Origin of the sequence: Streptosporangium sp. NPDC049248, from assembly GCF_040678965.1 — a bacterium.
GTDB lineage: Bacteria > Actinomycetota > Actinomycetes > Streptosporangiales > Streptosporangiaceae > Streptosporangium > Streptosporangium fukuiense.
In genome coordinates, this window is record NZ_JBFAQY010000032.1 from 33,053 (window position 1) to 56,710 (window position 23,658).

At 71.6% G+C, this 23,658-nt stretch carries 23 protein-coding genes; 18 read left to right on the forward strand and 5 right to left on the reverse strand.

Annotated features, from left to right (window positions below; translation table 11 throughout):
* Nucleotides 1-181 precede the first annotated feature (181 nt).
* The 3 genes from AB0K21_RS37305 to AB0K21_RS37315 all read left to right on the forward strand — a co-directional run bounded on the left by AB0K21_RS37305 (nucleotide 182) and on the right by AB0K21_RS37315 (nucleotide 2,347).
* Nucleotides 182-829, forward strand: a complete 648-nt coding sequence (locus tag AB0K21_RS37305; RefSeq protein ID WP_343967865.1) for a pyridoxamine 5'-phosphate oxidase family protein — start codon at nucleotides 182-184, stop codon at nucleotides 827-829.
* 106 nt (nucleotides 830-935) lie between these two features.
* Nucleotides 936-1,586, forward strand: a complete 651-nt coding sequence (locus tag AB0K21_RS37310) for a nucleotidyltransferase domain-containing protein (RefSeq protein ID WP_343967863.1) — start codon at nucleotides 936-938, stop codon at nucleotides 1,584-1,586.
* The gene (locus AB0K21_RS37315) at nucleotides 1,583-2,347 is read left to right on the forward strand and encodes a nucleotidyltransferase domain-containing protein (RefSeq protein WP_343967861.1); all 765 of its coding nucleotides are present in this window, start codon (nucleotides 1,583-1,585) and stop codon (nucleotides 2,345-2,347) included. The genes AB0K21_RS37310 and AB0K21_RS37315 overlap by 4 nt, the downstream gene beginning before the upstream one ends.
* A 31-nt stretch (nucleotides 2,348-2,378) precedes the next feature.
* On the opposite strand, the gene AB0K21_RS37320 is transcribed toward AB0K21_RS37315, so the two are convergent.
* Nucleotides 2,379-3,548: an MBL fold metallo-hydrolase gene (locus AB0K21_RS37320; protein ID WP_343967859.1), complete on the reverse strand. Its 1,170-nt coding sequence runs from the start codon at nucleotides 3,546-3,548 to the stop codon at nucleotides 2,379-2,381.
* Nucleotides 3,549-3,823: 275 nt separating this feature from the next.
* Here AB0K21_RS37320 and AB0K21_RS37325 point away from each other — a divergent pair, with 275 nt between their 5' ends.
* The 3 genes from AB0K21_RS37325 to AB0K21_RS37335 are packed head-to-tail and all read left to right on the forward strand — an operon-like array spanning nucleotide 3,824 to nucleotide 6,065.
* Nucleotides 3,824-4,528 carry an endonuclease V gene (locus AB0K21_RS37325; protein ID WP_343967857.1) on the forward strand — a complete coding sequence of 235 codons (705 nt, stop codon included), beginning with the start codon at nucleotides 3,824-3,826 and terminating at the stop codon, nucleotides 4,526-4,528.
* 1 nt (nucleotide 4,529) lies between these two features.
* Nucleotides 4,530-5,504: an ankyrin repeat domain-containing protein gene (locus AB0K21_RS37330; protein ID WP_343967855.1), complete on the forward strand. Its 975-nt coding sequence runs from the start codon at nucleotides 4,530-4,532 to the stop codon at nucleotides 5,502-5,504.
* A 12-nt stretch (nucleotides 5,505-5,516) separates the two neighbouring features.
* Nucleotides 5,517-6,065 carry a hypothetical protein gene (locus tag AB0K21_RS37335; protein WP_343967853.1) on the forward strand — a complete coding sequence of 183 codons (549 nt, stop codon included), beginning with the start codon at nucleotides 5,517-5,519 and terminating at the stop codon, nucleotides 6,063-6,065.
* Nucleotides 6,066-6,078: 13 nt separating this feature from the next.
* Here AB0K21_RS37335 and AB0K21_RS37340 read toward each other — a convergent pair whose 3' ends face one another.
* Genes AB0K21_RS37340 through AB0K21_RS37350 form a run of 3 tightly spaced genes read right to left on the reverse strand, consistent with a single transcriptional unit; the run spans nucleotide 6,079 to nucleotide 9,714 of the window.
* Nucleotides 6,079-7,266 carry a M20 family metallopeptidase gene (locus AB0K21_RS37340; protein ID WP_343967851.1) on the reverse strand — a complete coding sequence of 396 codons (1,188 nt, stop codon included), beginning with the start codon at nucleotides 7,264-7,266 and terminating at the stop codon, nucleotides 6,079-6,081.
* Nucleotides 7,263-8,435, reverse strand: a complete 1,173-nt coding sequence (locus AB0K21_RS37345) for an amidohydrolase family protein (protein ID WP_343967849.1) — start codon at nucleotides 8,433-8,435, stop codon at nucleotides 7,263-7,265. Before AB0K21_RS37345 ends, AB0K21_RS37340 begins: the two co-directional genes overlap by 4 nt.
* Nucleotides 8,425-9,714 (reverse strand): glutamine synthetase family protein, encoded by a 1,290-nt coding sequence (locus tag AB0K21_RS37350; protein WP_343967846.1) that lies wholly within the window; start codon nucleotides 9,712-9,714, stop codon nucleotides 8,425-8,427. The genes AB0K21_RS37345 and AB0K21_RS37350 overlap by 11 nt, the downstream gene beginning before the upstream one ends.
* A gap of 197 nt (nucleotides 9,715-9,911) precedes the next feature.
* Here AB0K21_RS37350 and AB0K21_RS37355 point away from each other — a divergent pair, with 197 nt between their 5' ends.
* The 11 genes from AB0K21_RS37355 to AB0K21_RS37405 all read left to right on the forward strand — a co-directional run bounded on the left by AB0K21_RS37355 (nucleotide 9,912) and on the right by AB0K21_RS37405 (nucleotide 21,352).
* Nucleotides 9,912-10,706, forward strand: a complete 795-nt coding sequence (locus AB0K21_RS37355; RefSeq protein WP_343967844.1) for an SDR family NAD(P)-dependent oxidoreductase — start codon at nucleotides 9,912-9,914, stop codon at nucleotides 10,704-10,706.
* 201 nt (nucleotides 10,707-10,907) lie between these two features.
* On the forward strand, nucleotides 10,908-12,221 hold the full coding sequence (locus AB0K21_RS37360) for an ABC transporter substrate-binding protein (RefSeq protein WP_343967842.1): 1,314 nt from the start codon (nucleotides 10,908-10,910) through the stop codon (nucleotides 12,219-12,221).
* Nucleotides 12,206-13,063, forward strand: a complete 858-nt coding sequence (locus tag AB0K21_RS37365; RefSeq protein ID WP_343967840.1) for a polysaccharide deacetylase — start codon at nucleotides 12,206-12,208, stop codon at nucleotides 13,061-13,063. The genes AB0K21_RS37360 and AB0K21_RS37365 overlap by 16 nt, the downstream gene beginning before the upstream one ends.
* Nucleotides 13,064-13,091: 28 nt before the next feature.
* A complete protein-coding gene (locus tag AB0K21_RS37370; protein WP_364156809.1) occupies nucleotides 13,092-14,681 on the forward strand; it encodes a gamma-glutamyltransferase in 1,590 nt (529 codons plus the stop codon).
* Nucleotides 14,682-14,759: 78 nt separating this feature from the next.
* A complete protein-coding gene (locus AB0K21_RS37375; protein WP_364156812.1) occupies nucleotides 14,760-15,575 on the forward strand; it encodes an SDR family oxidoreductase in 816 nt (271 codons plus the stop codon).
* The gene (locus AB0K21_RS37380; protein ID WP_364156815.1) at nucleotides 15,572-16,318 is read left to right on the forward strand and encodes an ABC transporter ATP-binding protein; all 747 of its coding nucleotides are present in this window, start codon (nucleotides 15,572-15,574) and stop codon (nucleotides 16,316-16,318) included. Before AB0K21_RS37375 ends, AB0K21_RS37380 begins: the two co-directional genes overlap by 4 nt.
* On the forward strand, nucleotides 16,315-17,046 hold the full coding sequence (locus AB0K21_RS37385; RefSeq protein ID WP_364156818.1) for an ABC transporter ATP-binding protein: 732 nt from the start codon (nucleotides 16,315-16,317) through the stop codon (nucleotides 17,044-17,046). Before AB0K21_RS37380 ends, AB0K21_RS37385 begins: the two co-directional genes overlap by 4 nt.
* Nucleotides 17,033-17,908 carry a branched-chain amino acid ABC transporter permease gene (locus tag AB0K21_RS37390; protein ID WP_343978041.1) on the forward strand — a complete coding sequence of 292 codons (876 nt, stop codon included), beginning with the start codon at nucleotides 17,033-17,035 and terminating at the stop codon, nucleotides 17,906-17,908. Before AB0K21_RS37385 ends, AB0K21_RS37390 begins: the two co-directional genes overlap by 14 nt.
* Nucleotides 17,909-17,913: 5 nt before the next feature.
* Nucleotides 17,914-18,912, forward strand: a complete 999-nt coding sequence (locus AB0K21_RS37395) for a branched-chain amino acid ABC transporter permease (RefSeq protein WP_343978187.1) — start codon at nucleotides 17,914-17,916, stop codon at nucleotides 18,910-18,912.
* Nucleotides 18,909-20,234 (forward strand): ArgE/DapE family deacylase, encoded by a 1,326-nt coding sequence (locus AB0K21_RS37400; RefSeq protein ID WP_343978044.1) that lies wholly within the window; start codon nucleotides 18,909-18,911, stop codon nucleotides 20,232-20,234. Before AB0K21_RS37395 ends, AB0K21_RS37400 begins: the two co-directional genes overlap by 4 nt.
* 173 nt (nucleotides 20,235-20,407) lie before the next feature.
* Nucleotides 20,408-21,352, forward strand: coding sequence for a MurR/RpiR family transcriptional regulator (locus AB0K21_RS37405; RefSeq protein ID WP_343978047.1), 945 nt, complete (start codon nucleotides 20,408-20,410; stop codon nucleotides 21,350-21,352).
* 92 nt (nucleotides 21,353-21,444) lie between these two features.
* Here AB0K21_RS37405 and AB0K21_RS37410 read toward each other — a convergent pair whose 3' ends face one another.
* Nucleotides 21,445-21,849, reverse strand: coding sequence for a hypothetical protein (locus AB0K21_RS37410; protein WP_364156823.1), 405 nt, complete (start codon nucleotides 21,847-21,849; stop codon nucleotides 21,445-21,447).
* Nucleotides 21,850-22,174: 325 nt separating this feature from the next.
* Between AB0K21_RS37410 and AB0K21_RS37415 the strand changes: the two genes are divergently transcribed.
* Nucleotides 22,175-23,452 carry a YncE family protein gene (locus tag AB0K21_RS37415; protein ID WP_343978053.1) on the forward strand — a complete coding sequence of 426 codons (1,278 nt, stop codon included), beginning with the start codon at nucleotides 22,175-22,177 and terminating at the stop codon, nucleotides 23,450-23,452.
* Nucleotides 23,453-23,658: the final 206 nt, after the last annotated feature.

The window sequence follows — 23,658 nt, forward strand, 5'->3', positions numbered from 1 at the left end:
TCGCGTTAAGCGAGAGTTCCGGGGTGTAGCCCCGTTCCGCCGCTCACGGAACACCATGTGCCCGTCGGACGGGGGGTGCGAAGCCCCGTTCCGCTCCTCCCGCCGCTCACCGGCCCCCATACGCCCACCGGGCGGGAAGGGTGCCGTTGAGGCGAGATTCAAGGAAGGCTAGCCTTACTTCATGCCTTCCCTCGATACCGGTGAAACCGGCTCGATCATCACGGTCAACTCGGAAGAAGAACTCCGCCGGATCGTCGGCGAGGTCGGTGAGGTCGTCCTGCGCAAGGACATCGGCCGTCTCGACGGGCACGCCCGTGACTTCATCGCCACCTCGCCCTTCCTGCTGCTGGCGACCTCGGGATCCGACGGCACCTGCGACGTCTCCCCACGCGGCGAGGAGCCCGGCGGCGTGCTGGTCCTCGACGACCACACGCTGGTGATCCCCGAGCGGCCCGGCAACCGCCGGCTCGACAGCCTGCGCAACATCGTCGCCAACCCGCAGGTCGGCCTGCTGTTCGTGGTGCCGGGCACCGAGGAGACCCTGCGCGTCAACGGGCGGGCGCGGGTGGTCAGCCAGGCCCCGTACATGGAACGCCTGCGCGTGAGGGGGAAGGTTCCCACGCTGGCGGTCAGCGTCGAGGTGCGGGAGTGCTTCTTCCACTGCGCCAAGGCCTTCCGGCGGTCGGCGCTCTGGCAGCCGGAGCGGTGGCCGGACCGCGGGGCGCGGCCCACGCTCGGCCGGATCTTCAAGGAGCAGCTGGACCTGGAGTGGTCGGCCAAGCTCATCGACGACGACCTGAGCATCGACGCCCGCGAGAACCTGTACTGACGGCGGCACCGACCCCGGGATCCGATCTGGAGGCGCTCGCGCGCGGTGGACGGGGGTCCGGGAAAACCCGTACCGGTGCCGGGCACGGGGCTGGCAGGCTGTGCGGATGGAGGTACGGTACGTCCCGGATCACTCGGTGCTGTCGGTGGTGGTCGGCTCGCGGGCATACGGGCTGGAGAACGAGGACTCCGACGTCGACAGGCGCGGGGTCTTCGTGGCACCGACCCGGCTGTTCTGGCGGCTGGCCAAGCCGCCCACGCATGTCGAGGGGCCGCTGCCCGAGCAGTTCTCGTGGGAGGTCGAGCGGTTCTGCGCGCTCGCGTTGGAGGCCAACCCGACGGTGCTGGAATGCCTGTGGTCGCCGATCGTCGAGCACGCCACCGCCGCGGGCGAGGAACTGCTCTCCATCCGGGGCGCCTTCGTCTCCGGGCGCGCCGGACAGACCTTCGTCGGATACGCCAACGCCCAGTTCCGCCGGTTGGACCCCGAGCGCCCCAGATGGAAGCAGGCCATGCACATGGTCCGCCTGCTGCTCAGCGGTCTGCACCTGGTCCGCCACGGCGAGCCCCTGGTCCGGATGGACGCCCACCGCGACCGGCTGCTCGCCGTACGGCGGGGAGAGCTCTCCTGGGACGAGGTCGACCGCTGGCGCTCCGAGCTGACCGCGAGGTTCGACGGCACGGGCACGCTGCCCGCCGAACCCGACCGGCGACGCGTGGAGGAATACCTGGCGAGTACCAGAGAGGCGGCGCTGTGACCGTGACCCTGCCGTCCTGGCTGGCCGAGATTCCCGCCGGGCAGGCGCATCCGACCGCCTTCGCCACGGTCAGCGGGGCGCACCTGTACGGTTTCCCCTCCGCCGACTCCGACGTCGACCTGCGCGGCGTTCACCTGCTGCCGCTGGAGGAGGTGGTCGGCCTGCGGACGGGGAGTGAGACCCTCACCCGCTCCTGGGTACGCGACGGTGTCGAGGTGGACCTGGTCACCCACGACCTGGCCAAGTTCTGCCGCCTGCTGCTGCGCCGCAACGGCTATGTGCTGGAACAGTTGCTCTCCCCGCTGGTGGTGGCCACCTCGCCGGTCCACCGGGAGATGATCGCCGCCGCCCCCGGCTGCGTCACCCGCCACCACGCCCACCACTATCTGGGATTCGCCCGTACCCAGTGGCGGCTGTTCGAACGCTCCGGCGAGCTCAAGCCGTTGCTCTACACCTTCCGCGTACTGCTCACCGGCCTCCGTCTGATGCGCACCGGAGAGCTGGAAGCCGACCTCACCCGGCTCTCCGGCGGGCCGCCCTATCTCGGTGACCTGATCGCCGCCAAGCGATCCGCCGAACACGGCCGGCCGCCGGCGGGCGCGCCGGGCCTGGCACGACTGGCACGCGACGTCGGCCGGCTGACCGGGGAACTGGAGGAGGCGCGGGACGCCTCCCGCCTTCCCGACACCGCGCCGTCGGCGGACGCGGTGCACGATCTCGTCGTTCGCGCCCGTCTGTCGATGAGAGCCGCGAGGGCCTGAAATCCCGCCGGAGTCGTCACGCGCGCGTCGCTCAGAGTCTCGGGGAGGGCGGGAGCGGCGGCTGTCGCGGCCGGCGGCCCGTCTCGCCGCCGCGCAGCAGTTCCCACCAGCTCTCCAGCAGTGGGACGTCGGCGGTGTCGACGCGCTCGCCCGGGCGGGGGACGGCGAGGCGGACGTCCCGGGCCTTGGCCTCGCGCCAGAGGCGGTCGACCGGTTCGGCCCAGGGGTGCGTGGCCAGGGTGAAGGTCGCCCAGTGGACCGGGAGGAGCAGCCTGCCGCCCAGGTCGAGGTGGGCGTTGACCGCCTCCTCCGGGTTCATGTGGATGTCGGGCCAGGCGGCGTTGTAGGCGCCGATCGGCATGAGCGTGAGATCGAACGGGCCGTGCGCGGCGCCGATCCCGGCGTAGCCGTCGAAGTATCCGGAGTCGCCGGCGTAGAAGACCTTCCTCTCCCGGCCGGCGATGACCCAGGAGCCCCACAGGGTGACGTTGCGGTTGAGGGTGCGACCGGAGAAGTGACGGGCGGCGGTCGCGACGAACCGCAGGCCCGCGACGCTCGCCTCCTCGTCCCAGTCGAGTTCGACGATCCGCGAGGCGGGCACGCCCCAGCGCTCCAGATGGGCGCCGATTCCCAGCGGCACCAGGAACGGCGCGGTCTGCAGCGCGAGCAGGCCGCGTACCGTCGCGCGGTCGAGGTGGTCGTAGTGATCGTGCGAGATCACGATCGCGTCGAGCGGCGGAAGACCTGCCAGCGGCCCCGGCATCGGGTGCAGGCGCCGCGGGCCGACCAGCTGGGAGGGCGAGGCGCGCCTGCTCCACACCGGGTCGACGAGCACGCGGCGGCCCTCGATCTCCAGCAGCGCGGTGGCGTGACCGTACCAGATGACGCTCAGCCCGGTCGGGGACGGCCCGCCCGCCGGTGCGGTCACCACCGGGACCGGCGTGGCCGGGCGGCGTTCCTCGCGGTTGTGCAGCATGTTCCAGGCGATCTCCCGCGCGCTCTGCGGCGAGGGTACGAAGACGCCGGGCGTGGAGTTGCGAAAGAGGCCGTCGTGGAACTGCGGCGAGCGGCGCATCCGCTCCAGCCGCTCCCCCCTGGCCCTGCCCCCGAGTTCCGCGGGGATGTCCTTCAACGCCCACCCGGCGGCGGCCAGTGCCAGCCCGCCCACGAGGAGACGCCCGATCGATCTGCTGCCCGCCATGCGGCCCACGCTCCTGAAGTCGCCAGTGCCTGCAGAACGATCTCGGCTTCGCGGCTGTTCCCGGCATGTCTCGGGCAGGACCCGCCCGGCGTCGCGAGAACCGACCTCGGCTCCGCCGCGCCCGGCGTCGCGATGAACAGAGGCCAGAGGGCCCGGCTCCGCCAACGCTCTCGTCCCACCACGGGCAGACCCGCGCGGCGGCTTCACCAGTCACCAAAGAAGACGAACAGCCCCAAAATATAACGTCATAATGTAAAAGTAGCGATCATGGAGTTATGAAGGTACAAATGCCGCGCACTGTCATGGAGGCCGAAGCCATCCAGGACGAGCTCAGAACGCTGCTCGACCTGACCGGTCCCGGCCCCCGCAGTCCGGCCAGGGTCGCCGGGGTGGACGTCGCCTACGACAGGGACCGGCTGGCGGCGGCGGTGACCGTGCTGGACGGAACGACGCTGGAGATCGTCGAAAAGGTCGCCGTCAGCGGGAGGGTGGCCTTCGACTACGTCCCCGGGCTGCTCGCCTTCCGGGAGGTTCCCGCCCTGCTGGACGCCCTTGAGCGGCTCTCCGCACCCCCCGACCTGGTCGTCTGCGACGGATACGGCCTGGCGCACCCGCGCCGCTTCGGCCTGGCCTGCCATCTCGGCGTGCTCACCGGACTGCCCACGATCGGGGTCGGCAAGACCGCCTTCGTCGGCACCTATCCCACGCCCGCGCCCGAGCGGGGCTCGTGGACCGACCTGACGCTGGACGGCGACGTCGTCGGCCGCGTGCTGCGCACCCGGCACGGGATCAAGCCCGTCTTCGTCTCCGTGGGACACCGTGTCGACCTCGCCACGGCCTGCCACAACGTGCTGAACCTGACACCCCGCTACCGCCTTCCCGAGACGACCCGCGCCGCCGACCGGCTCTCCCGCGAGGCGCTGATCGAAAACTGTCGTCCGGACCTGGTTGGATCCGCTCAGTACGACGAAATGGGATGAAGTGAGCGACAACGAGTGGGCCGAGGATGTCGACGCGTGGCGCGACACCAACCTGGCACGGATCCGCCGGCGGCTGGCGAGCGGGTTCGATCCCGGGCAGTGGCTACCGTGGCTGCGCACGACGCCCCTGCACCGGGCCGCCCAGGAGGGTGCCGTCCAGGTGATGGAGCTGCTGCTGGCCTCGGGCGCGGAGGTCGACCCCGTCGACGCCGACGGCGCCACCCCGCTCTGGGAGGCCGTACGCCACGGCTGGGACGACGCCGTACGGGTCCTGCTCGCCGCGGGCGCGGACCCCTGGCGGCCGTGCATCGCGGGCCGCTCCCCCGGTTCCCAGGCGCTCTTCACCGAACTGGCCGACCTGTTCGACCAACTGCCCGGAGCCCCCACCGTCAGCCCCAGGCTCCGCGAGCTCCAGGACACCGTCGACGCGATGATGTTCTCGTACGAGGACTACAACGAGGGGCTGTGCGTCGCCTTCGTCGGCGAGGTGACCGAGGACGAGGTCATCCGCCGCCTGGGCGCCGCGCCTGAGTCGTGCCCGCCGCTTTCGACCGGCGAGCTGTGGAGCGCCGAGCGCGCCTCACCCGTGGAGGTCCTGCGGGTGGCCAGCCCGCCGGGAGGCGGGGTGGTGCTCTTCCAGTCCGACGGCATCCTTCCGGTGCACGACGGGGTCGGCCGTGCCGTCACCTCGGGTGGCGGGGTGCTGGCCGGGGCCTTCCCGTTCGCCAGCGCGTCCGTCGACATCTGGCGGGACGGCCTCCCCGCCGGACGGCCCTCGGTGCACGAGCAGCTCTCCGACAGCAGCATGGTCGAACTGTGGATGTGCCGTTTCGGCGACTGCGGCGCCCACCCCTCCACCGCGACCGAGCGCACCCTGGGCCTGATGACGCTGCTGACCTCCACCTACATCACCGAGGAGTGGCTGTGGAGCGCTCCGATGAGACTGGTCCCCGTCACACTGCGGCGAAATGGGTAGAGTCGCACAACGATGAGAATCCATACGATCACCGCGCTCTGGGAAGACATACCCGACGATGCCGACGACCTCGTCCTGGTACGCGGCGGGTTCCGGGTCTACCTCTGCCTGTGCGGCAGGCCGCTGGCCGACAGGACGGCGGCCGAGCTGCACGCGTCCGAGACCAACCAGTGCACCACCTGCCTGGGCAGCGCCGTCGAGAACATCGTGCCCGACTTCTCCCAGCAGTGCACGGCCTGCGCCGGAACCGGCCGGCGCAGGGCGCAGCTGACCTGGCAGCTCGCCCACGCCGAGGCCGAGACGATGATCACCGTCGAGTTCGTCCGCGGGCTCATCGCCGGCTTCACCGAGCCGTTCCGGCTCTCCGAGGTGGCCGACCTGGCCCGCGACACCCTCAACCTCCCGGTGGGCCGGCTGCCGGTCGGCCCGCGGGTCCGCGACGTCCTGCGCTCCCTGGAGGCGAGGGGCGAACTCGTGCTGCTCTCCGCCCCCGACGAGCTCCTGCGCGGCACCTCGGTCATGCTCTACCGCGACCCCTACTGGGAACACGCCACCGGTTGAGCGTCCTTCGCGGCTACATCCTCTCCGCCGCCGCGAGGTAACCCGCCAGCATGGTCAGCGCGACATCGCGCACCGCGTCGTCGCCGGGCAGGAAACCGGCGCTGTGCATGCGTACGTCCGTGCCGTCACCGACCCCGACGAACATCATCAGGCCGGGCAGCACCGCGGAGAGATAGGAGAAGTCGTCGGCGCCGAAGGAGAGCAGCGGCCGCGAGAGGGTGAGGCCCAGGTCGGTCAGGTGGGCACCGGCTCGGGCGGCGAGCCCGGAGTCGTTGTACAGGACCGGCTCCCCCCGGGTGATGCTCACCTTGGCCTCGCAGCCGTGGGCCCGCGCGACCAGGTCCGCGACCTCCTCCAGCCGGGCGTGCACCTGGTCGCGGATGCGCTCGCTCAGTGCCCTGACCGTACCGCCGGCCGTGGCCTCGTCGGGCACGACGTTGGGTGCGCTGCCGGCCGTCAGTGTGGAGACGCCGAGGACCGCCGAGCTGGTCGGGTCGACGTCACGGCTGACCACCCGCTGCAGGGCGACGACGACGTGCGCGAGCGCGAGTACCGGATCGCTGGTCAGGTGAGGGTAGGCGGCGTGCCCGCCGCGGCCCCTGACCACGACCGTGAACTCGTCGGCGGCGGCGTTCACCGTGCCGGGAGTGGCCGCGACCTCGCCCCGCGGCAGGGTGGGCTGGACGTGCGCGCCGATGATGGCGGTGATCTGGTGCTCCGCCAGCGACGGCGACCGGGCGATGTCGTGGGCGCCGGAGGGATAGGTCTCCTCGCGCGGCTGGAGCATCGCGACCAGCGGAGGCGCGCCGGGGGTGTCACCGACCGCGTGGCAGAGCGCCACCAGGGCGGCGAGATGCACGTCGTGCCCGCAGGCGTGCATGCGGCCCGGCCTCCCGGACGCCCAGTCGACACCGGTCCGCTCGGTCACCGCCAGCGCGTCGAGTTCGGCCCGTACGGCGACCGCGGGCCCGGGGCCGCCGACGCGCACCAGCGCGCCCGTACCGGCCACCGCGTCCACGGGGCGTCCGGGCAGCTCGGCCAGGATCAGGTCGCGGGTCGGCCCCTCCTCCCCCGACAGGTCGGGGTGGGCGTGCAGCCGGCGGCGCAGCTCCGTCGCGGCGGGCAGCCGTCGCTCCAGTGCCGTCCGGAGCCCGGCCTCGACGGAGTCGACGGCCGGGCCGAAGGCAAGAGGCTCGATCATTTGGCCGCTTCCAGACCGTAGACGCGCAGGGCGTTGTCCACGCCGATCATGGTGGCCACCCGGACGGCCTCCTCCTCGGCCCACTCTCCGGCGTCGACCCACCCGCGCAGCGCCCGGCCGAGCCCGCGGCGGAACAGGTGCGCCCCCAGCATGTGCAGCTCCGCCGGCCCCCAGGCGTCCGAGGAGAACAAGATCTTGGCGAACGGCGCGAGTTCCAGCGACTCGGCGATCAGCGCGTCCGACCGGCTGCCGGTGTAGTTGACGCCGAGACCGACGTCGAAGTAGACGTGCGGGAAGACCTGGGCGAGATAACCGGCGTTGCGGTGGTACGGGTAGCAGTGCAGCAGCAGGATGTCCACGCCGTGCGGCTCGATGAGCTTCAGCCAGCGGGTGAGCAGCAGCGGGTCACACATGTGCAGCTCCACATCGGGGTCCCCGTAACCGGCGTGCAGTTGCAGCGGCAGCCCGCGCTCCACCCCGGCCCAGAGTCCGAGGCGGAGCAGCACCGGGTCGTCCACCCGCCACTGGCCACTCGCCTCGCCGGCGGACAGCCAGCGGCCCGCCGCCAGGACGACCTCCCGGTCGCCGGGTGGTGCCGGGTCGAAGGCGAAGCCGTGCCGGTAGGCGACGATGCTCTTGAGGCCGACGGCGTCGGCGGTGCGGCGCGCCAACTCCTCACGGAAGCGGCCCGGCAGTTCCGCGGCCGAGACTCCCGAGGCGGCCACCTGCTCCAGCACCTGCTCGATGCGGACCACCTCGTGCACGGGCCGCCCCGACGCCTCCGCCATCCCGGCCGGGTCCAGGACGTCGTCGCCCCGATAACCGGTCTCCAGCAGGAAGCGGCCGATGCCGCCGGCGGCCAGTAGCAGCCGGTTGACCTCGGCGGCGCCCAGTTCGGTGCGGCGCGCCAGGTAGTCCTCCGGTGCGGCGTGGGCGGGCAGGCCGAGGACCGGCGCGCACCAGCGGCGGATCGCGAAGCCCAGCTGGGAGTCGAACTGGGTCATGAACGCCGGGATCGGCCGGTCGGACTCGGTCACCAGCGTCTCGAACTCACCGCGGCCCAGCTCTCCCGAGGAGGCGCCGTGCACATGGTGGTCGACCAGGGGCAGGGTGGCGAGCACACTCTCCAGATCGCCGGCCGCATCCCCGGAGAAGTTCTCAGTAGACATCGGCGACCCTCCGGCAGAGCTCGTGGTCGGGCAGTCCCTTGACGCAGGCCAGCTCGGCCCGTCGCACCGCGAGGAACGTGTGGAGCAGTTCGTGGGGGAACCAGCCTCGGGCGACCTCGTCGGCCTCCAGCGCGGCGAGCGCCTCCGGCAGGGAGCCGGGGAGCGCGGGCTCTTCGGCCAGGTCGGCCTCGGTCGCGGTCTCCGGCCACACCCGGGCGGGCTCGGCCCCGGCCAGTCCCGCGAGGCCGGCGCGGATCAGGATGCCGAGCACCAGCCACGGGTTGGCCGTGGCGTCCGCCGCCCGGTACTCCAGGTGGAGCTGGCCTGCGGGGTCGGCGCCGCCGATCTCGACGGTCGGCGCGATGCGCAGCAGCGCCTCGCGGTTGCGCTCGGCGAGGAAGACCCCGCCGGCGCTCCACCGGTGCGGGGTGAGCCGCAGGTAGGAGCCGACGCTGGGCGCGGTGACGGCCACCACCGCACCGGCGTGCCGCAGGATTCCGGCCGCGAACCTGGCCGCGGTCGAGGAGAGCCTGCCGGGTGCTCCGGCGTCGAACATCACCGGGCCGCCGCCGACCTCGCGGAGCGAGAAGTGCACGTGGACGCCGTTGCCGACGCCCGCGGGGTCGGCCAGCGGGACGAAGGTGACCGGGTGCCCCCGGCGGCGGGCGAGGTCGCGGACGAGCTCGCGCAGCAGGACCGCCCGGTCTGCGGCGACCATTCCGGGGGCGGGCCGCAGGGTGATCTCGAACTGGCCGTCCCCGTACTCGGGGAGCCAGCTCTCCGGCTCCAGCCCGGCCGTCTCCAGCAGCGCGACCAGGTCGGCGCCGAACGGCTCGGCGCCGCGCAGGCGCTGGAAGGAGAAGGGCGGGGCCTCGGCCTGGCCGCCGAGCATGAACTCGTGCTCGAAGGAGGCGTTCACCTCAAGGCCCGCGATCTCTCTCAGGTCCGCCAGCGCGCGGGCGAGGAAGCCGCGCGGGCAGCCGGGCCAGGGGCTGCCGTCCAGGCCGGTCTGGTCGGCGAGGTAGAGCCGGGTGCCCGGCACCGGGCCGTCGGCGGGCAGGTCGACGGCCGTCGCGGGGTCGGGGAGCAGCCTCAGGTCGCCCACCGAACCGAAGACGTTGTCGTCGGCCAGGTGGCCGAAACAAGTCAGCGCCAGATTGGCGGGAACCCATCCCACTCCGGTGCGCAACGTCTGGTCCAGCCGGGCCACCGGGGTAGCCCGGCCCCGCACCTGGGCCGCGAGGTCACAGGTCGCCACGAAGGCGGTCCCTGTCGTCATCGGCTCTCTCCTCCCAGTCCGGTCCGCACCTCGCGTCCCGGCCGCCCTAAGTGAAACATACGGTTCACATGTATGGTCAAGGCGGCGGAATGAAACTTAGCATGCGTGTTACCTGGTACCCCTGACAGAAACGCCCAGGTCATATGTGTCGAGCCGGCGGGAGGCCGCTCCCGCCCGGCATCATCGGAAGGCCTTCCATGACGGACAACCTCTCTCCGAGCAGGTTCAACGGGACAGTGGTCCTGGTCACCGGCGGAGCCCAGGGCATCGGCCGGGGCATCACCGAGGCGTTCCACGAGGCGGGGGCGACGGTCGTCGTCGCCGACCTCGACGAGACGCGCACGGCGAGGGTCACCGCGGAGCTCGCCGCCGTCCCGGGCCGATCGCCGGCGGCCTCGGCGGTGCGTCTGGACGTGCGCGACCCGGAGTCGGTGACCGCCGCCTTCGAGCGGGTGACCGCCCTGCACGGCGGAGTGGACGTGCTGGTCAACTGCGCCGGGGTCTATCCGAACACCCCGGTACTCGACATGACCGCCGCGGAGTGGGACGAGGTGTTCGCCGTCAACGTCCGCGGCGTGATGCTGGCCTCGCAGGCCTTCGCCCGCGCCTCCGGCGCCCTCGGGGGCGGGCGCCGGATCGTCAACGTCTCCTCCGGCGCGGCCCGCTCGGCCCGGGTGGGCGCCGCCCACTACTGCTCGTCCAAGGCGGCGGTGGAGATGCTCACCAGGGTCCTGGCGCTGGAGTTCGCCCCGTCACAGATCACCGTCAACGCCGTCGCCCCCGGGCTGATCGAGGTCCCGGCCACCGCGGCGCTCTCGGCCGAGTACGTGGCGGCGCTGGTCGCCGGGCAGCCGGTGCATCGCATGGGCACGCCGGCGGAGATCGCGCGGGCGTGCGTGTTTCTCGCCGATCCGGACTCCTCCTTCATCACGGGGAGTGTTCTCGACGTGGACGGAGGCTTCCTGGCCGGAACGGCCCTGCCGCCGAGCTGAACCACGTTTTACGAGATCAGAGCGGTGCGGCGGATCGAGTTTAAGTAACAAACCTTTTACAGGTCTAGCCTTTGCCGCAGGATGCAACGTACGTTTCAATTGTCGACAGTGACAGAACGGTGCAAAACAGGCATGTGACGCCCTTCGGCATGTCCCGCATGCGTTCGTCCGCTCGTCCCCCAGACGCAGAGAGGCTTCACCGTGGCCCGTTCCCCCTTCCTCCGTCCCCGGACGCCCATCCGGGCGATCACCGCCGTCGCGGTGACGGGCGCCCTGGCGGCGCTCACCGCGTGCTCCTCCTCCACCTCCCCCGACGCCTCCGCCGCGGAGACCGGCGGCGCGGCCGGCACGAAGGAGATCCAGATCGGCCTGCTCGCCCCGCTGACCGGGGCCCTGGCATCCGACGGCCTGGGCATGAAGCAGGGAGCCGAGCTGGCCGTCAAGCAGCTCAACGAGGCCGGCGGCGTGAACGGGTACACGTTCAAGCTCAAGGTCGTGGACGTGCAGAGCCAGTCCAACGACGCGGTGACCAAGGGCGTGCAGACCCTGACCGACGACGAGTCGGTGAAGGCGGTCGTCACCGGCTACGCCTCCACGTCCAACTTCGAGATCGACGAGTTCGCCGCGGCGGAGAAGGTCTACCTCATCGGCGGCAACACCGCGCAGACCCAGGCCATCATCGAGAAGGACCCGGCGAAGTACCCCACGGTCTGGTCGATCACCCCTGACTACGACGCCTACGGCACCGAGCCGGTCGACCTGGCGGAGTCCTGGGCCGAGCAGGGGCTGTGGAAGCCGCGCAACAAGTCGGCGTTCATCGTCCGCTCCGACAACCCCTACAGCGAGAACATCGCCGACGGCCTGGTCAAGCACTTCAAGGCCAAGGGCTGGAGCATCGCCGGCCAGGAGAAGGTGCCGTTCGGCACGGTCAACGACTGGGGCACGGTTCTCGGGAAGATCCGCTCCGCCGACCCCGACTTCATCGTCAACACCGACTACCAGGTCTCCAACGAGGCCAGCTTCCTGCAGCAGTTCCTGCAGAAGCCCACCGAGTCCCTGGTCTTCATGCAGTACGGCCCCAACCAGCCCCAGTTCTTCGAGCTGACCAAGCAGCAGGCCGAGGGCGTGCTGTTCAACAACCTCGCGGGCATGGTGCCCTCGCCCGGCTACGCGCCGGCCGCTCAGCTGCAGAAGGACTGGCAGGCCGCGTACGGGACCGACAACGTCGACCCGCAGGGCGTGATGACCTACGTGGAGACCATGATCTACGCCGACGCGCTGCGCGAGGTCGGCGACCCCGACGACGCGCCGGCGATCGGTGCCGCCATCGGCAAGAGCGACAGCGAGCGGGCCTCCGGCCGGATCGTGTTCGACCAGACCACGCACCTGGCCAAGCAGGGCGACGACTACGTGCCGCTGCAGTCCTTCCAGTTCCAGGACGAGAAGCGGGTGCTGATCGCCCCTGAGAAGTACAAGTCGGGCTCCTTCCAGCTCCCGCCGTGGATGAAGAAGTGACCTCCGCCTCCCTGCTGCTGCCGCCGGGCAAGCGGATGGCCGTGGCACTGACCTTCGACTTCGACGCCCACTCCCCCTGGATGGGCACCATGGGCCGCACGTCGCCGTCCTACCTGTCGCGCGGTGACTTCGGCGCCGAGCAGGGGGTGCCCCGGCTGCTGGAACTGCTCGGCCGCAACGATCTGCCGGCGACCTGGGCCACCCCCGGCCACGACCTGGTGACCTTCCCGCACCGCATCGAGCAGATCCTGGCGGCCGGGCACGAGATCGCCGCGCACGGCTGCTACCACGAGGTCGTGCCCGACCTGGGGCCCGACGAGGAGCGCCGGCTCATGGAGGTCGCGCTGCGCCAGCACGAGCAGGTCGTCGGGCGCCGTCCGCGCGGCTACCGCTCGCCCGCCTGGGACTTCTCCGAGAGCACGCTGGACCTGCTGGAGGAGTTCGGCTTCGACTGGGACAGCTCGCTGATGGGCCGGGAGTTCGAGCCGTACCGGCCCCGGCGGGTCACGGTGAACTACGAGTCGGCCAGCGAGTTCGGCCCGGAGAGCCGGATCGTGGAGATCCCCGTGTCGTGGTATCTCGACGACTGGCCCTCGGTGGAGTACGTCGCCGGGGTCTCCCCGCTGGGTTCCCACCGCGACATGGAAGACCGCTGGAACACCATCTTCGACTACGCCCACCAGCGGGTGCCGGGCGCGGTCTACGTGCTCACCATGCACCCGCAGACCATCGGCCGGGCCCACCACCTGCTCGTCCTGGAGGCGCTGGTCGAGCGGATGCTGGCGGCGGGCGACGTCTGGTTCGCGACGCTGAGCGAGATCGCCGATGCCTGGCAGGGCTGAGCCGGGCCCTCCCCCGGGAACCGGTGGGATGGTCACCGCACCCGACCCGAGGGCGGCGCGCGCGGGGGCGTCGATGCTGCGCGCGGGCGGCACCGCCGTGGACGCGGCGGTCGCCACGGCCTTCGCCACCGGAGTGGTCGAGCCCTACATGAGCGGGCTCGGCGGCGGCGCCTGGCTGGTGGTGCGCGAGCCGGGCGCCCCGGCCGCGACCGTCGTGTGCGGCCCGATCCGGGCCCCGGGCCTGGCGCGTCCGGAGATGTTCGCCCCAGCGGCGTCCGCGGCCGGCACCGGCCTGTACAACTGGCCGGCCGTGCGCGACGACGCGAACATCGTCGGCCCGCTGTCGGTGGGCGTTCCCGGGGCGGTCGCCGCGCTGTGCCGGGCGCACGCCAGGTTCGGCCGCCTGCCGCTGGCCCAGGTGCTCGCCCCGGCGATCGAACTGGCCGAGGCGGGACACGAGACCAACTGGTTCGCCTCCTCGGCGATCTGCGCCGAGGCCCGGACGCTGCGGGCCTTCCCCTCCTCCGCGGAACTCTTCCTGCCCGGCGGCCTGCCGCTGCGCGGCCCGTCCCAGGGCCCCGGCGACCCGCTCGTCCAACCCCGGCTGGCCCGGGTGCTCCGCGAGATCGGCGCCGGCGGCCCCGACGCGTTCTACCTGGGCCGGGCCGCCCGCGCGATCGCGACGGCGGTCACCGGGGCCGGTGGCCTGCTGTCGGAGAAGGACTTCGGCGGGTACGTCGCCGACGAGTCCGAGGTCCTTCCCGTCGAGATCGGCCCGATGCGGCTGTACGGACCGCACGCCACCGGGGTGATCTCGGTGATCGAGGCACTGCAACTGGTCGAGGCCGCCCGGCGCCGGGGGCTGGATCCCGGGGCGCGCCTGTGGGCGCGGGTGCTGTCCCACGCGTTCGAGGACCGGTTGCGCGAGGTCACCACCTCCCACCAGGGACCGGCGCCCTGGGCGCGGCTGGCCTCCCCCGAGTACGCCGACGAGGTGGTGGCCGACTGGATAGTGGGCGGGCATGCCTCCCCCGCACCCCCCGGCGGCTCCACCAGGGCGGGATGCACCTCGCACCTGTCGGCGGTCGACGACGAGGGCATGACGGTCTCGCTCACCCAGACGGTGCTCGACCTGTTCGGCTCCCGCATGGTGGAACCGGAGACCGGCATCGTGCTGAACGACGGGATGATGTACTTCGACCCCCGCCCCGGCCGGGTGACCAGCGTCGCCCCGGGCGCGGCCGGGCTCAGCGCGGTCAGTCCCGTCGTGCTGACCGGCCCCGGGGACGCCGAGGCGACGCTCGGCGCCTCGGGCGGGCGGCGGATCATCTCCGCCGTCGCCCAGATCGCCGCCCGCTGGCGTGACGGCGCGGACCTCCAGGAGGCGATCTCGGCACCGAGGATCCACGCCGAGGGTGACCGCGTCTGGCTGGACTCGCGCGACGCGGGAGCCGCGGCCGACCTCTCCGCCGCCGGGTTCGACGTCCAGGTCGTCAGCGAGGAGCCCACCACCTGGCACTTCGCCCGCCCCAACGGCATCGCGCGACGCGGTGGCGGAGCGTGGTCCCCCGGCGTCGACCGGATGAAGCCGTACGGGGTGGGCCTGCCCGGCGGATGAGACAGGCCGGACACCCGGTCGCGGCCCACCACGGCCGACCAACACCACGAGTACCAGCAGATTGAGGGAGATATCGCGATGGCGAGCACTCTGACCGGGCAACGCGCCCTGGTCACAGGCGCGGCGGGCGGGATCGGCGCGGCCATCGCGCACCGCCTGCGCGCGGAGGGGGCGCGGGTCATGATCGCCGACGTCGACGTGGAACGCGGGACGCGTACCGCTCTGGAGTTGTCGGGGGACGGCCCCGCGTGCGTGTTCCAGGCGGCGGACGTCTCCGACGAGGGCAATGTCGAGGCGCTGTTCGCCCGGGTCTCGGATGAGTTCGGCGGCCTGGACATCCTGGTCAACAACGCCGGCGTCGCGGAGAGCGGCGGCGGCGTCACCGGGGTACCGATCTCCGAGTGGCGCAGGGTGATGGACGTCAACGTCACCGGGACGTTCCTGTGCGCCAGGGCGGCGTTCCCGCTGCTGGCCGCGGGCCGGGCGGGTGCCATGGTCAACCTGTCGTCCATCTTCGGGGTCACCGGCCTGCCGGCCTTCCCCGCCTACTCCGCGGCCAAGGGCGCCATCGCCAACCTGACCCGGCAGCTCGCCATCGAGGGCGGCCCGCGGGGAATCCGGGTCAACGCCGTGCTGCCCGGCTACGTCGACAACGACATGGGCGACTCGCGGAGCCTGCTCGACGCCGAGGCCGCCGCGGAGTCCCTGCGGCAGCGCGAGGCGGCGGCGGCCCGCCAGCCGGCCGGGCGGCAGTGCTCGCCGGACGAGATCGCCGCGGCGGTCGCGTTCCTGGTCGCCCCGGACGCCTCGTTCGTCAACGGCGTGCTGCTCCCGGTCGACGGCGGCTTCCTCGCCCAGGGCGACTGGCGCGGGCCCGGGCAGGCCGCGTCGTGAACGGGGACTCGCAGGTCATCCTCGCCGCGCACGAGGTCGGCAAGTCTTTCGGCAGCCTCAGGGCCGTCGACGGCGTCTCGATGTCGGTGACGCGCGACGAGGTCTTCGGCCTGGCCGGCCCCAACGGCGCGGGCAAGAGCACGCTGTTCAACCTGCTCACCGGTATCCCGATCCGGCCCGACTCCGGAAAGGTGATCTTCGACGGCCACGAGATCCAGAACCGCTCGCCGCGCTGGATCGCCAAGGCCGGCCTCAAGCGCACCTTCCAGACCGAGGCCGTCTTCGAGTCGCTGAGCGTGCTGGAGAACGTCCGCATCGGCTCGGCGTACGGCGGCGCGGGCAAGGCCAGGCGCTGGGCCCCCGCCCGGTGCCGGGAGGCGCTGGACGCGGTGGAGCTCGGCGGCGACCTGAACCGCCCGGCCGACGGGCTTTCGCTGATCGACCGCAAACGCCTGATGATCGCCGGCGCGCTGGTCAGCGGCCCTTCGGTACTGCTGCTCGACGAGCCCGCGGCCGGACTCGACCCGGCCGACCAGGACGCGCTGATCCGGTTGCTGGCCGGGGTGCGCGGCACGGGCGTCACCATGGTGATCATCGAGCACGTGCTGTCGGTGCTAGAGGCGCTCGCCGACCGGATGGCGGTCCTCGACAGCGGCCGGATCATCGTGACCGGCCGGCCGGCCGAGGTGCTGTCCGACCCGAGGGTCGTCGAAGCCTACCTGGGACCGGGGGCCGCACGATGAGCGATCTGCTGACCGTGGAGAACCTCACCGCCGGCTACGGCCAGGCGAAGGTGTTGCGCGGCATCTCGCTGCGCGTCGGGCAGCACGAGGCGGTCGGGCTGCTGGGGCCGAACGGCCACGGCAAGACCACGCTGCTGCGCTGCGTCTCCAACCTGCACCGGGCCGCCTCCGGCACGATCGCCTTCGCCGGACGGGACACCAGGGGCGAGTCCCCCGGCAGCCTGGTCAGGCGCGGGCTCATCCACGTGCCACAGGGCTCGCGGCTGTTCCCGCAACTGACCGTGGAGGAGGCACTGCGGCTCTCCGCGTCCTCCAGCGGGCACTCCTCGACCTGGCGGGACGGGATCGACCAGGTGTTCTCGGTCTTCCCCAAGCTCAAGGAGCGGCGCCGGCAGCTCACCGGCACGCTCAGCGGCGGGGAACGCCAGATGGCCAGCCTCGGCATGGGCCTGATGGCCCGGCCCACGCTGCTGATCCTCGACGAGCCCACGCTGGGCCTGTCACCGAAGGTCAAGCACGAGCTGAGCGAGTGCATCGTGCGGGTCCGCGCCGAGGTCTCGTCGGTCATCCTGATCGACGGCGACATGGACCTGGTGCTCGACCTGACCGACCGCTACCACGTCATCCTGCACGGCGACGTGGTGGACAGCGGCGCGTCGGACGGCAGCCGCAGCCGCGACGAGATGATGTCGCTCTTCCTGGGAGGGACCGCCGATGGACGGCATTAGTGTCATCGTGACGAGCACGCTCGTCCTCGGCGGCCTCTACATGCTCATGGCGGCGGGACTGACGCTGATCTGGTCCACGCTGCGGGTCTTCAACTTCGGGCACGGCGCGCTGATGATGTTCGGCGCCTACCTGACCTGGACGCTGCTGGACGCCGGCGGGCTGCCGGTGGCGGTCGCGCTGCTCGGCGCCGTGGCGGCGATGGCGCTGATCGGATTGGCCTACGAGTTCCTGCTGGTCAGCCCGTTCATCCGGCGTCCAGGAGGCGACATGCTGGTGATGGTCGCCACGCTGGCGGCCACGATGCTGTTGCAGAGCGGCGCCCAGCTGATCTGGGGACCGGAGATCAAGCAGCTCCCGCCGTTCGGTGGCGCGCGCGTCGAGGTCGCCGGGGCGGTCGCCCAGGGCAGCCAGCTCGTCACGATCCTGCTGGCCCCGCTGCTGGTGGGCCTGCTGGCCCTGGTCCTCAAACGCACCGGCATCGGGCTGACCGTACGGGCGCTGGAACAGAACCGCGAGCACGCCCAGCTGCTCGGCATCGCACCGCGCCGGGTCTACGTCTTCGTGGTCGTGGTCGCGATCGGCCTGGCCACCGTGGCCGGGGCGCTGCTCGGCAGCATGCAGTTCATCTCCCCGGGCATGGGCGGCGACCCGCTGCTGCGGGCCTTCGTGGTGCTCGCCTTCGGCGGAGCAGGCAGCCTGACGGGCACCATCGCCGGCGCGTACGCCATCGGCCTGCTCGAGGCCGTCACCACCTACTACTTCGGGCTCTCCTGGAGCCCGGTCCTGGTCTTCCTCGCAATGATCGTGATCATGCTGGTCAAACCCGAGGGACTGCTGCGGACCAAGGTGAGGAGCGCGTGAACGTCATGACCAACCTGCGCTCCTGGGTCGGCTGGCCGGTCTACGCGACGGTCCTGGTGGTCCTGCCACTGGTCTTCACCGACCCGCACGCCCGGCTGCTGCTGATCCTCTTCACGATGTACGGCGTGCTCGCCATGAGCTGGAACCTCACCCTCGGTTTCGCCGGCATCTTCAACTTCGCCCAGATCGGGTTCTTCGGCATCGGCGCCTACACCACGGGCATCCTGGCCACCCGCACCGGCATCGACCCGTGGCTGGCCCTGCCGATCTCGGGGTTGTCGGCCCTGCTGGCCTCGCTGGTGGCGTTCCTGCCGGTACTGCGGCTGCGCGGCATCTACGTGGGCCTGGCCACGTACGTCTTCTCCCAGCTCTGCATCTACCTGGTGCTCGGGCAGGCGGGCCTGACCGGCGGATCCAACGGCATCGTCGGCATCCCCCGCCTCAGCCTGGGCGACGTCAACCTGCGGGCCGACGGCCGGATCGGCTACTACTTCCTCGGTGCCGCGCTGCTGTTCGCGGTCACCGTGCTGGTACGGGTGCTGACCCGCTCGACCCTGGGCATGTCGCTGCTGGCACTGCGCGACAACGAGGCGCTGGCCACCAGCCGGGGCGTCTCCAGGGTGCGCCAGCACCTGATCGTCTTCATGATCGGCGCGGCCGTGGCCGGGGTGGCCGGCAGCTTCAACGCCTTCCTCAACGGCGTGGTCAGCACCGACGTCTTCGGCTTCGGCTACCTGACCCTGCTGCTCAGCATGATCTTCCTGGGCGGCAGCGGCAGCGTCTACGGGCCGATCGTCGGCGCCGTGGTCGTCACCCTGGTCTCCGACGTGCTGCAGGACGCCGGGGCCTGGCGCGACATGGTGATCGCCATGCTGATCCTCGTGGTGCTCTGGATCGCCCCCAAGGGCCTGGCCGGCATCACGAACTCCGTCCTCACCTCGCTCCGGCGGCCCCGCGACCCCGCTCCGGAGCCACTTCCCACCACCTCGAAGGAGACCGCATGACCGCCGAACACGACGTGACCCGCCGGGTGCTGGAGCAGGTCGACCTGCTCGCCGAGCGGATGGTCTCCAGCCTGGCCGACGCGATCGCCATCCCCAGCGTGAACCCGCGCTACCCCGGCCAGGAGTACGACAAGATCGTCGGGGCGGAGGGCGACGTCAGCGCGCTGCTCGGCGACCTGTACGCCGAGGCCGGGGCCGAGGTCACCAAGGTCACCGTGGAGCGGGGCCGCGACAACGCCTGCGGCGTCGTGTCCGGCGCGGGCGGCGGCCGGTCGCTGCTGCTCAACGGGCACGTCGACGTCGTACCGCCGGGTCGCCTCGACCGGTGGCGCGGCGACCCGTTCCGTGCCCAGGTCACCGACGACGCGGTGATCGGGCGCGGCGCGACGGACATGAAGGGCGGCCTGGTCGCCGCGGCCTACGCGGCCCTCGCGCTGCGCGGGGCCGGCGTGCGCCTGGCCGGTGACCTGGTCCTGCAGGGCGTCGTCGGCGAGGAGGTCGGCGACCACGAGGCCGGCACCACCGCGGTGCTGGAGGCCGGGTTCGGCGCGGACGCGGCCATCGTCTGCGAGCCGTCCGGGCAGGCGGGCACCCTGCCGGCGTCGGTGCCGGTGACGCCGGGCCTGCTCTGGTTCAGCGTCTCCCTGGAGGGCAAGACCGCGCACTCCGGGCTGCGGGGCATGACCGTGCACCCGACCCTGGAGGGCGACGCGCTCGGCGTCAACACCGTCGACAAGTTCTGGGTGGTCTACCAGGCGCTGCGCGCGCTGGAGGACGACTGGGCCCGGCACAACCGGCACCCGCTCTTCCCGCCCGGCTACTTCAACCTGCTGCCCGGCGTGCTGCGGGCCAACCCCTCGGGCATCCTGGTGCCCTTCTTCCTCGCCGACGAGCTGGTCGTGGAGTACTGCGTCTACCACCACCCCGACCGGTCCAACGAGGAGGTCATGGCCGAGATCGAGTCCCGGGTCATGGACGCCTGCCGCACCGACCCGTGGCTGCGCGAGCACCCGCCGGTGTTCGAGTGGAAGCTGCTCTGGCCGCCCTACTCGCTGCCCGACGACGCCCCGCTGAGCGCGACGCTGGTCGGCGCGCACACCACGGCGACCGGCGGGCAGCCGCCGCTGACGACCGGCTTCATGGGCGTGTGCGACCTGACCTGGATGGACCGCAAGGGCATCGGCGGCCTGGTGTACGGCCCGGGCGTCGGCTACACCGCGCACGCGGAGAACGAGTACGTGGAGATCGCCCAGCTGGTGCAGTCGGCGAAGACCTACGCGCTGACCGCGATCGACTGGTGCGGGCTCGCGGGCGAGCGGTGAGCGCCGGACGGCCGCGAGGCTGGGAACCACCGGCGGGCGGTGGGCGATGGGGCGCGAGCGACGGGTGAGCGGTGCTCGATCCGAGCACGACGTTCTCTTTTCATACGGTTCGTGGCATGATCCCTTCCTTGCGACGCGCCGCACGATCCGGCGGCCGCCCATGAGGAGGCAACATGCTCGGCACCCCTGAGCCGCGCACCGTCGCGGCCCAGCTCCGCGACGTGCTGCCCAAGCTGCCCCGTGCGGAGCAGCGGGTCGCCCGCACCCTGCTCGCGGGCTACCCGACCGCCGGTCTGGAGCCGCTGGCCACCGTCGCGAGCCAGGCCCAGACCAGCCCGGCCACCGTGCTGCGGCTGGCCTACCGGCTGGGCTTCGAGGGCTACCCGGAGTTGCAGCAGGCGCTCAAACGCGAGACCCAGCAGCGCTACTCCTCTCCCCTGGCCCAGTACGGCAGTGCCGAGGAGGACACCGGCAGGGTGCTGAGCCGGTCCCGCCGGGTGCTGCTGGACGCCACCGCCATGACCTTCGACCAGCTTCCCGAGGGGGAGCTGGTCAAGGCCGCGGAACTGCTGGCCGACCCCGGCCGCCGCATCTCGGCGGCCGGTGGCCGGTTCAGCACCATCCTGGCCCAGTACCTCATCGCCCACCTGCACCAGTTGCGCCCCAACGCGACGTACATCGCCGGGTCCACCGCCGACCACGCCGCCCACCTGCTCGACATGGGCCGCCGCGACGTGCTGGTGCTCTTCGACTACCGGCGCTACCAGCGCGAGACGATCGCCTTCGCCCGCGCCGCCGCGGCGCGCAACGTGAAGATCGTGCTGCTGACCGACCCGTGGCTGTCGCCCGCCGCCACGGTGGCGGACGTCGTGCTGCCCGCCCAGGTCCGCTCGCCCTCACCGTTCGACTCGCTGACCCCGGCGGTCGCGCTGCTCGAAACGCTGGTCGCCGCGGTGGTGGAGCAGCTCGGCGAGGCGGGCAGGAGCCGGGTGGCCGAGTACGACCAGATGGCCGACGACGTGCTGCGCGAGGACGACGGACCGCTCACCCCGACCGGTCCCGGCACCGGCGCCGAGCCGCCCCGCGGGACCCGGGCCGCCGCGGAAGACCACTCCTGACGGTATTTCCGACGGTGACCCGTACAGCGTTGGCCGCCACCGTGCGCCAACGCTGTACGGGTCACGGCCCGATGCCCGCGGAGGCTCGGCCGTCAGGCCGCACAACCGGCGTACTCGTCGCGGCGCCAGAGCATCGCGGCCAGCATCAGCGGGAACATCGCCACGTGGGCGAGCGTCATCACCGCCCCGCCGTCGACGAGACCCAGCCAGAGCAGCGGGAAGAACGGCACGACGGGGACGAACATGGCGGCGCACATCTCCAGGGTGGCCGCCCAGCCGTGGCCCCGGTAGCGCATCCAGATCACCATGCCGACGGACATGTCGAACGCCATCAACAGGTAGGCGAGTTCGGGCTGCCGCTCGTGGGAGAAGCCGAGCCCGACGGCGGACAGGAGCATGCCCAGGGCGAACATGCCGGCGAACATCGCGATGACCATCTCGACGTAGTGCCAGGCGAACCTGCGCCAGCGGCGGGTGACGGTTGCTGTCTGAGTCATGCCTCCACCGTGCCGCCGTACCGGCCGGATACCAAGCAAGGCCGTCGCAGAGGTCCGGAAATCCGGGATTCCTGTCCGAAAGGCACCGGGGAGACCTCGGCACGGTGCTGAACGTGCCACAGACGGTGATCTCATGCTCCGTGGGCTAGAGAAAGGCCCGTCGTCACCGGGGCAAGTCGCGGAAGAAAGCGAACACCACGCTAACCACGGGTTGAACGTCTGCCGACCTACCCGCTCCTAACGTTTCCATAGTCGACGAAGAGTCGGCGTCGGATCGAAGGGGCGGGTCATGCGGCGGCTGAGAAGTGGGCGGCGAAGGCCCGGTGTGACCATTCCCCTGATCGGGTTGGTGTCGTGCGTCCTGTCCGCCTGCGCGGGCGGGCGCCCGGCGCCGGCGCCAGGCTTGCCTCACCACGCCGGGGCCGCCGGCGGGACGCCCGCCGCCACCTCGCCGGGCAGTGCGGCGAGCGCCTCGGCCACCCGATCGGCCACGCCGGTGGACGTCTACGCCCATGACCGGCCCGGTATGCTCAGCCCGGTCGTGGCGAGGTTTCCCGAGCGGGTCTACGTGCCCAACAGCGAGAGCGACACCGTCAGCGTGATCGACCCACGTACCTACCGGGTGCTCCGCACCTTCGCGGTGGGCCGGCGACCGCAGCACGTCGTCCCCTCGTGGGATCTGAAGACGCTCTGGGTCAACAACAACGACGGCAACTCCCTGACACCGATCGACCCCATGACCGGTAGGGCGGGCAAGCCGGTGCTCGTCGACGACCCCTACAACCTGTACTTCACCCCGGACGGCCGCACCGCCCTGGTGATGGCCGAGCGGGAGAACCGGCTCGACTTCCTCAACCCGCGCACCATGCGGCTCCGGCACTCGCTGCACATGCCCTGCCGGGGGATCAACCACGCGGACTTCACCGCCGACGGCGGCCTCCTCCTCGGCAGCTGCGAGTTCTCCGGTCAGCTGGTGGTCATCGACACAGCCGCCCGTAGGGTCCGCGCCGTCATCGACCTGGCGGACGGCACCACACGACGCAGGGGCATCCGGCGCGTGACCCCGCAGGGCGACAACGCGTCGTACCAGATGGAACACGACATGGCGCACGACGCCATGCGACACGGCCACATGCCGTACCCCAACATGCCGCAGGATGTGAAGCTCTCCCCGGACGGCACCGTCTTCTATGTCGCCGACATGGCCAAGGACGGCGTGTGGCTCGTCGACGCCGCAGATTTCCGGGTCACGGGTTTCATCAAAACCGGCGCGGGCGCCCACGGCCTCTACGTCAGCCGGGACTCGAAGGTGCTGTACGTCTCCAACCGGGGCGCCGGGTCGGTCTCGGTCGTCTCCTTCGCCCTTCGCCTCCCGATCGACACCTGGCACATTCCCGGCGGCGGCTCACCGGACATGGGCGGCGTGTCGGCCGACGGCCGCCGTCTGTGGCTGTCCGGGCGCTATGACGGGGTGGTCTACGTGTTCGACACCGAGAACGGCGGCCTCATCCGCAAGATCGATGTCGGCGCCGGCCCGCACGGCCTGTCCATCTACCCCCAGCCCGGACGCTACTCACTCGGCCACACCGGGATCTTCCGCTGACACCTACGTCACGCCGGTCGTCGGCGGTCCGCTCCGGCGCGGGTGGTGAGGGGTGCCGTACCGGGGGCGGACCAGCGGCAAACCGGACACCTGGGCGACCAAAGCATGAAACGTCCTGGTAACAGATGCAATCCGGCTATTGACCCCTCTTGTGGAAGCCTCCTATGGTTCCCTCCATATTCTATAGAATCCAGAATATGGAGGGG

Bases quoted from the DNA above. Each gene is read 5' to 3' on its own strand.
- AB0K21_RS37305 (WP_343967865.1), top strand. From the start codon at position 182: ATGCCTTCCCTCGATACCGGTGAAACCGGCTCGATCATCACGGTCAAC.
- AB0K21_RS37310 (WP_343967863.1), top strand. From the start codon at position 936: ATGGAGGTACGGTACGTCCCGGATCACTCGGTGCTGTCGGTGGTGGTC.
- AB0K21_RS37320 (WP_343967859.1), bottom strand. From the start codon at position 3,548: ATGGCGGGCAGCAGATCGATCGGGCGTCTCCTCGTGGGCGGGCTGGCA.
- AB0K21_RS37325 (WP_343967857.1), top strand. From the start codon at position 3,824: ATGAAGGTACAAATGCCGCGCACTGTCATGGAGGCCGAAGCCATCCAG.
- AB0K21_RS37335 (WP_343967853.1), top strand. From the start codon at position 5,517: ATGAGAATCCATACGATCACCGCGCTCTGGGAAGACATACCCGACGAT.
- AB0K21_RS37340 (WP_343967851.1), bottom strand. From the start codon at position 7,266: ATGATCGAGCCTCTTGCCTTCGGCCCGGCCGTCGACTCCGTCGAGGCC.
- AB0K21_RS37345 (WP_343967849.1), bottom strand. From the start codon at position 8,435: ATGTCTACTGAGAACTTCTCCGGGGATGCGGCCGGCGATCTGGAGAGT.
- AB0K21_RS37350 (WP_343967846.1), bottom strand. From the start codon at position 9,714: ATGACGACAGGGACCGCCTTCGTGGCGACCTGTGACCTCGCGGCCCAG.
- AB0K21_RS37355 (WP_343967844.1), top strand. From the start codon at position 9,912: ATGACGGACAACCTCTCTCCGAGCAGGTTCAACGGGACAGTGGTCCTG.
- AB0K21_RS37370 (WP_364156809.1), top strand. From the start codon at position 13,092: ATGGTCACCGCACCCGACCCGAGGGCGGCGCGCGCGGGGGCGTCGATG.
- AB0K21_RS37375 (WP_364156812.1), top strand. From the start codon at position 14,760: ATGGCGAGCACTCTGACCGGGCAACGCGCCCTGGTCACAGGCGCGGCG.
- AB0K21_RS37385 (WP_364156818.1), top strand. From the start codon at position 16,315: ATGAGCGATCTGCTGACCGTGGAGAACCTCACCGCCGGCTACGGCCAG.
- AB0K21_RS37390 (WP_343978041.1), top strand. From the start codon at position 17,033: ATGGACGGCATTAGTGTCATCGTGACGAGCACGCTCGTCCTCGGCGGC.
- AB0K21_RS37395 (WP_343978187.1), top strand. From the start codon at position 17,914: ATGACCAACCTGCGCTCCTGGGTCGGCTGGCCGGTCTACGCGACGGTC.
- AB0K21_RS37400 (WP_343978044.1), top strand. From the start codon at position 18,909: ATGACCGCCGAACACGACGTGACCCGCCGGGTGCTGGAGCAGGTCGAC.
- AB0K21_RS37405 (WP_343978047.1), top strand. From the start codon at position 20,408: ATGCTCGGCACCCCTGAGCCGCGCACCGTCGCGGCCCAGCTCCGCGAC.
- AB0K21_RS37410 (WP_364156823.1), bottom strand. From the start codon at position 21,849: ATGACTCAGACAGCAACCGTCACCCGCCGCTGGCGCAGGTTCGCCTGG.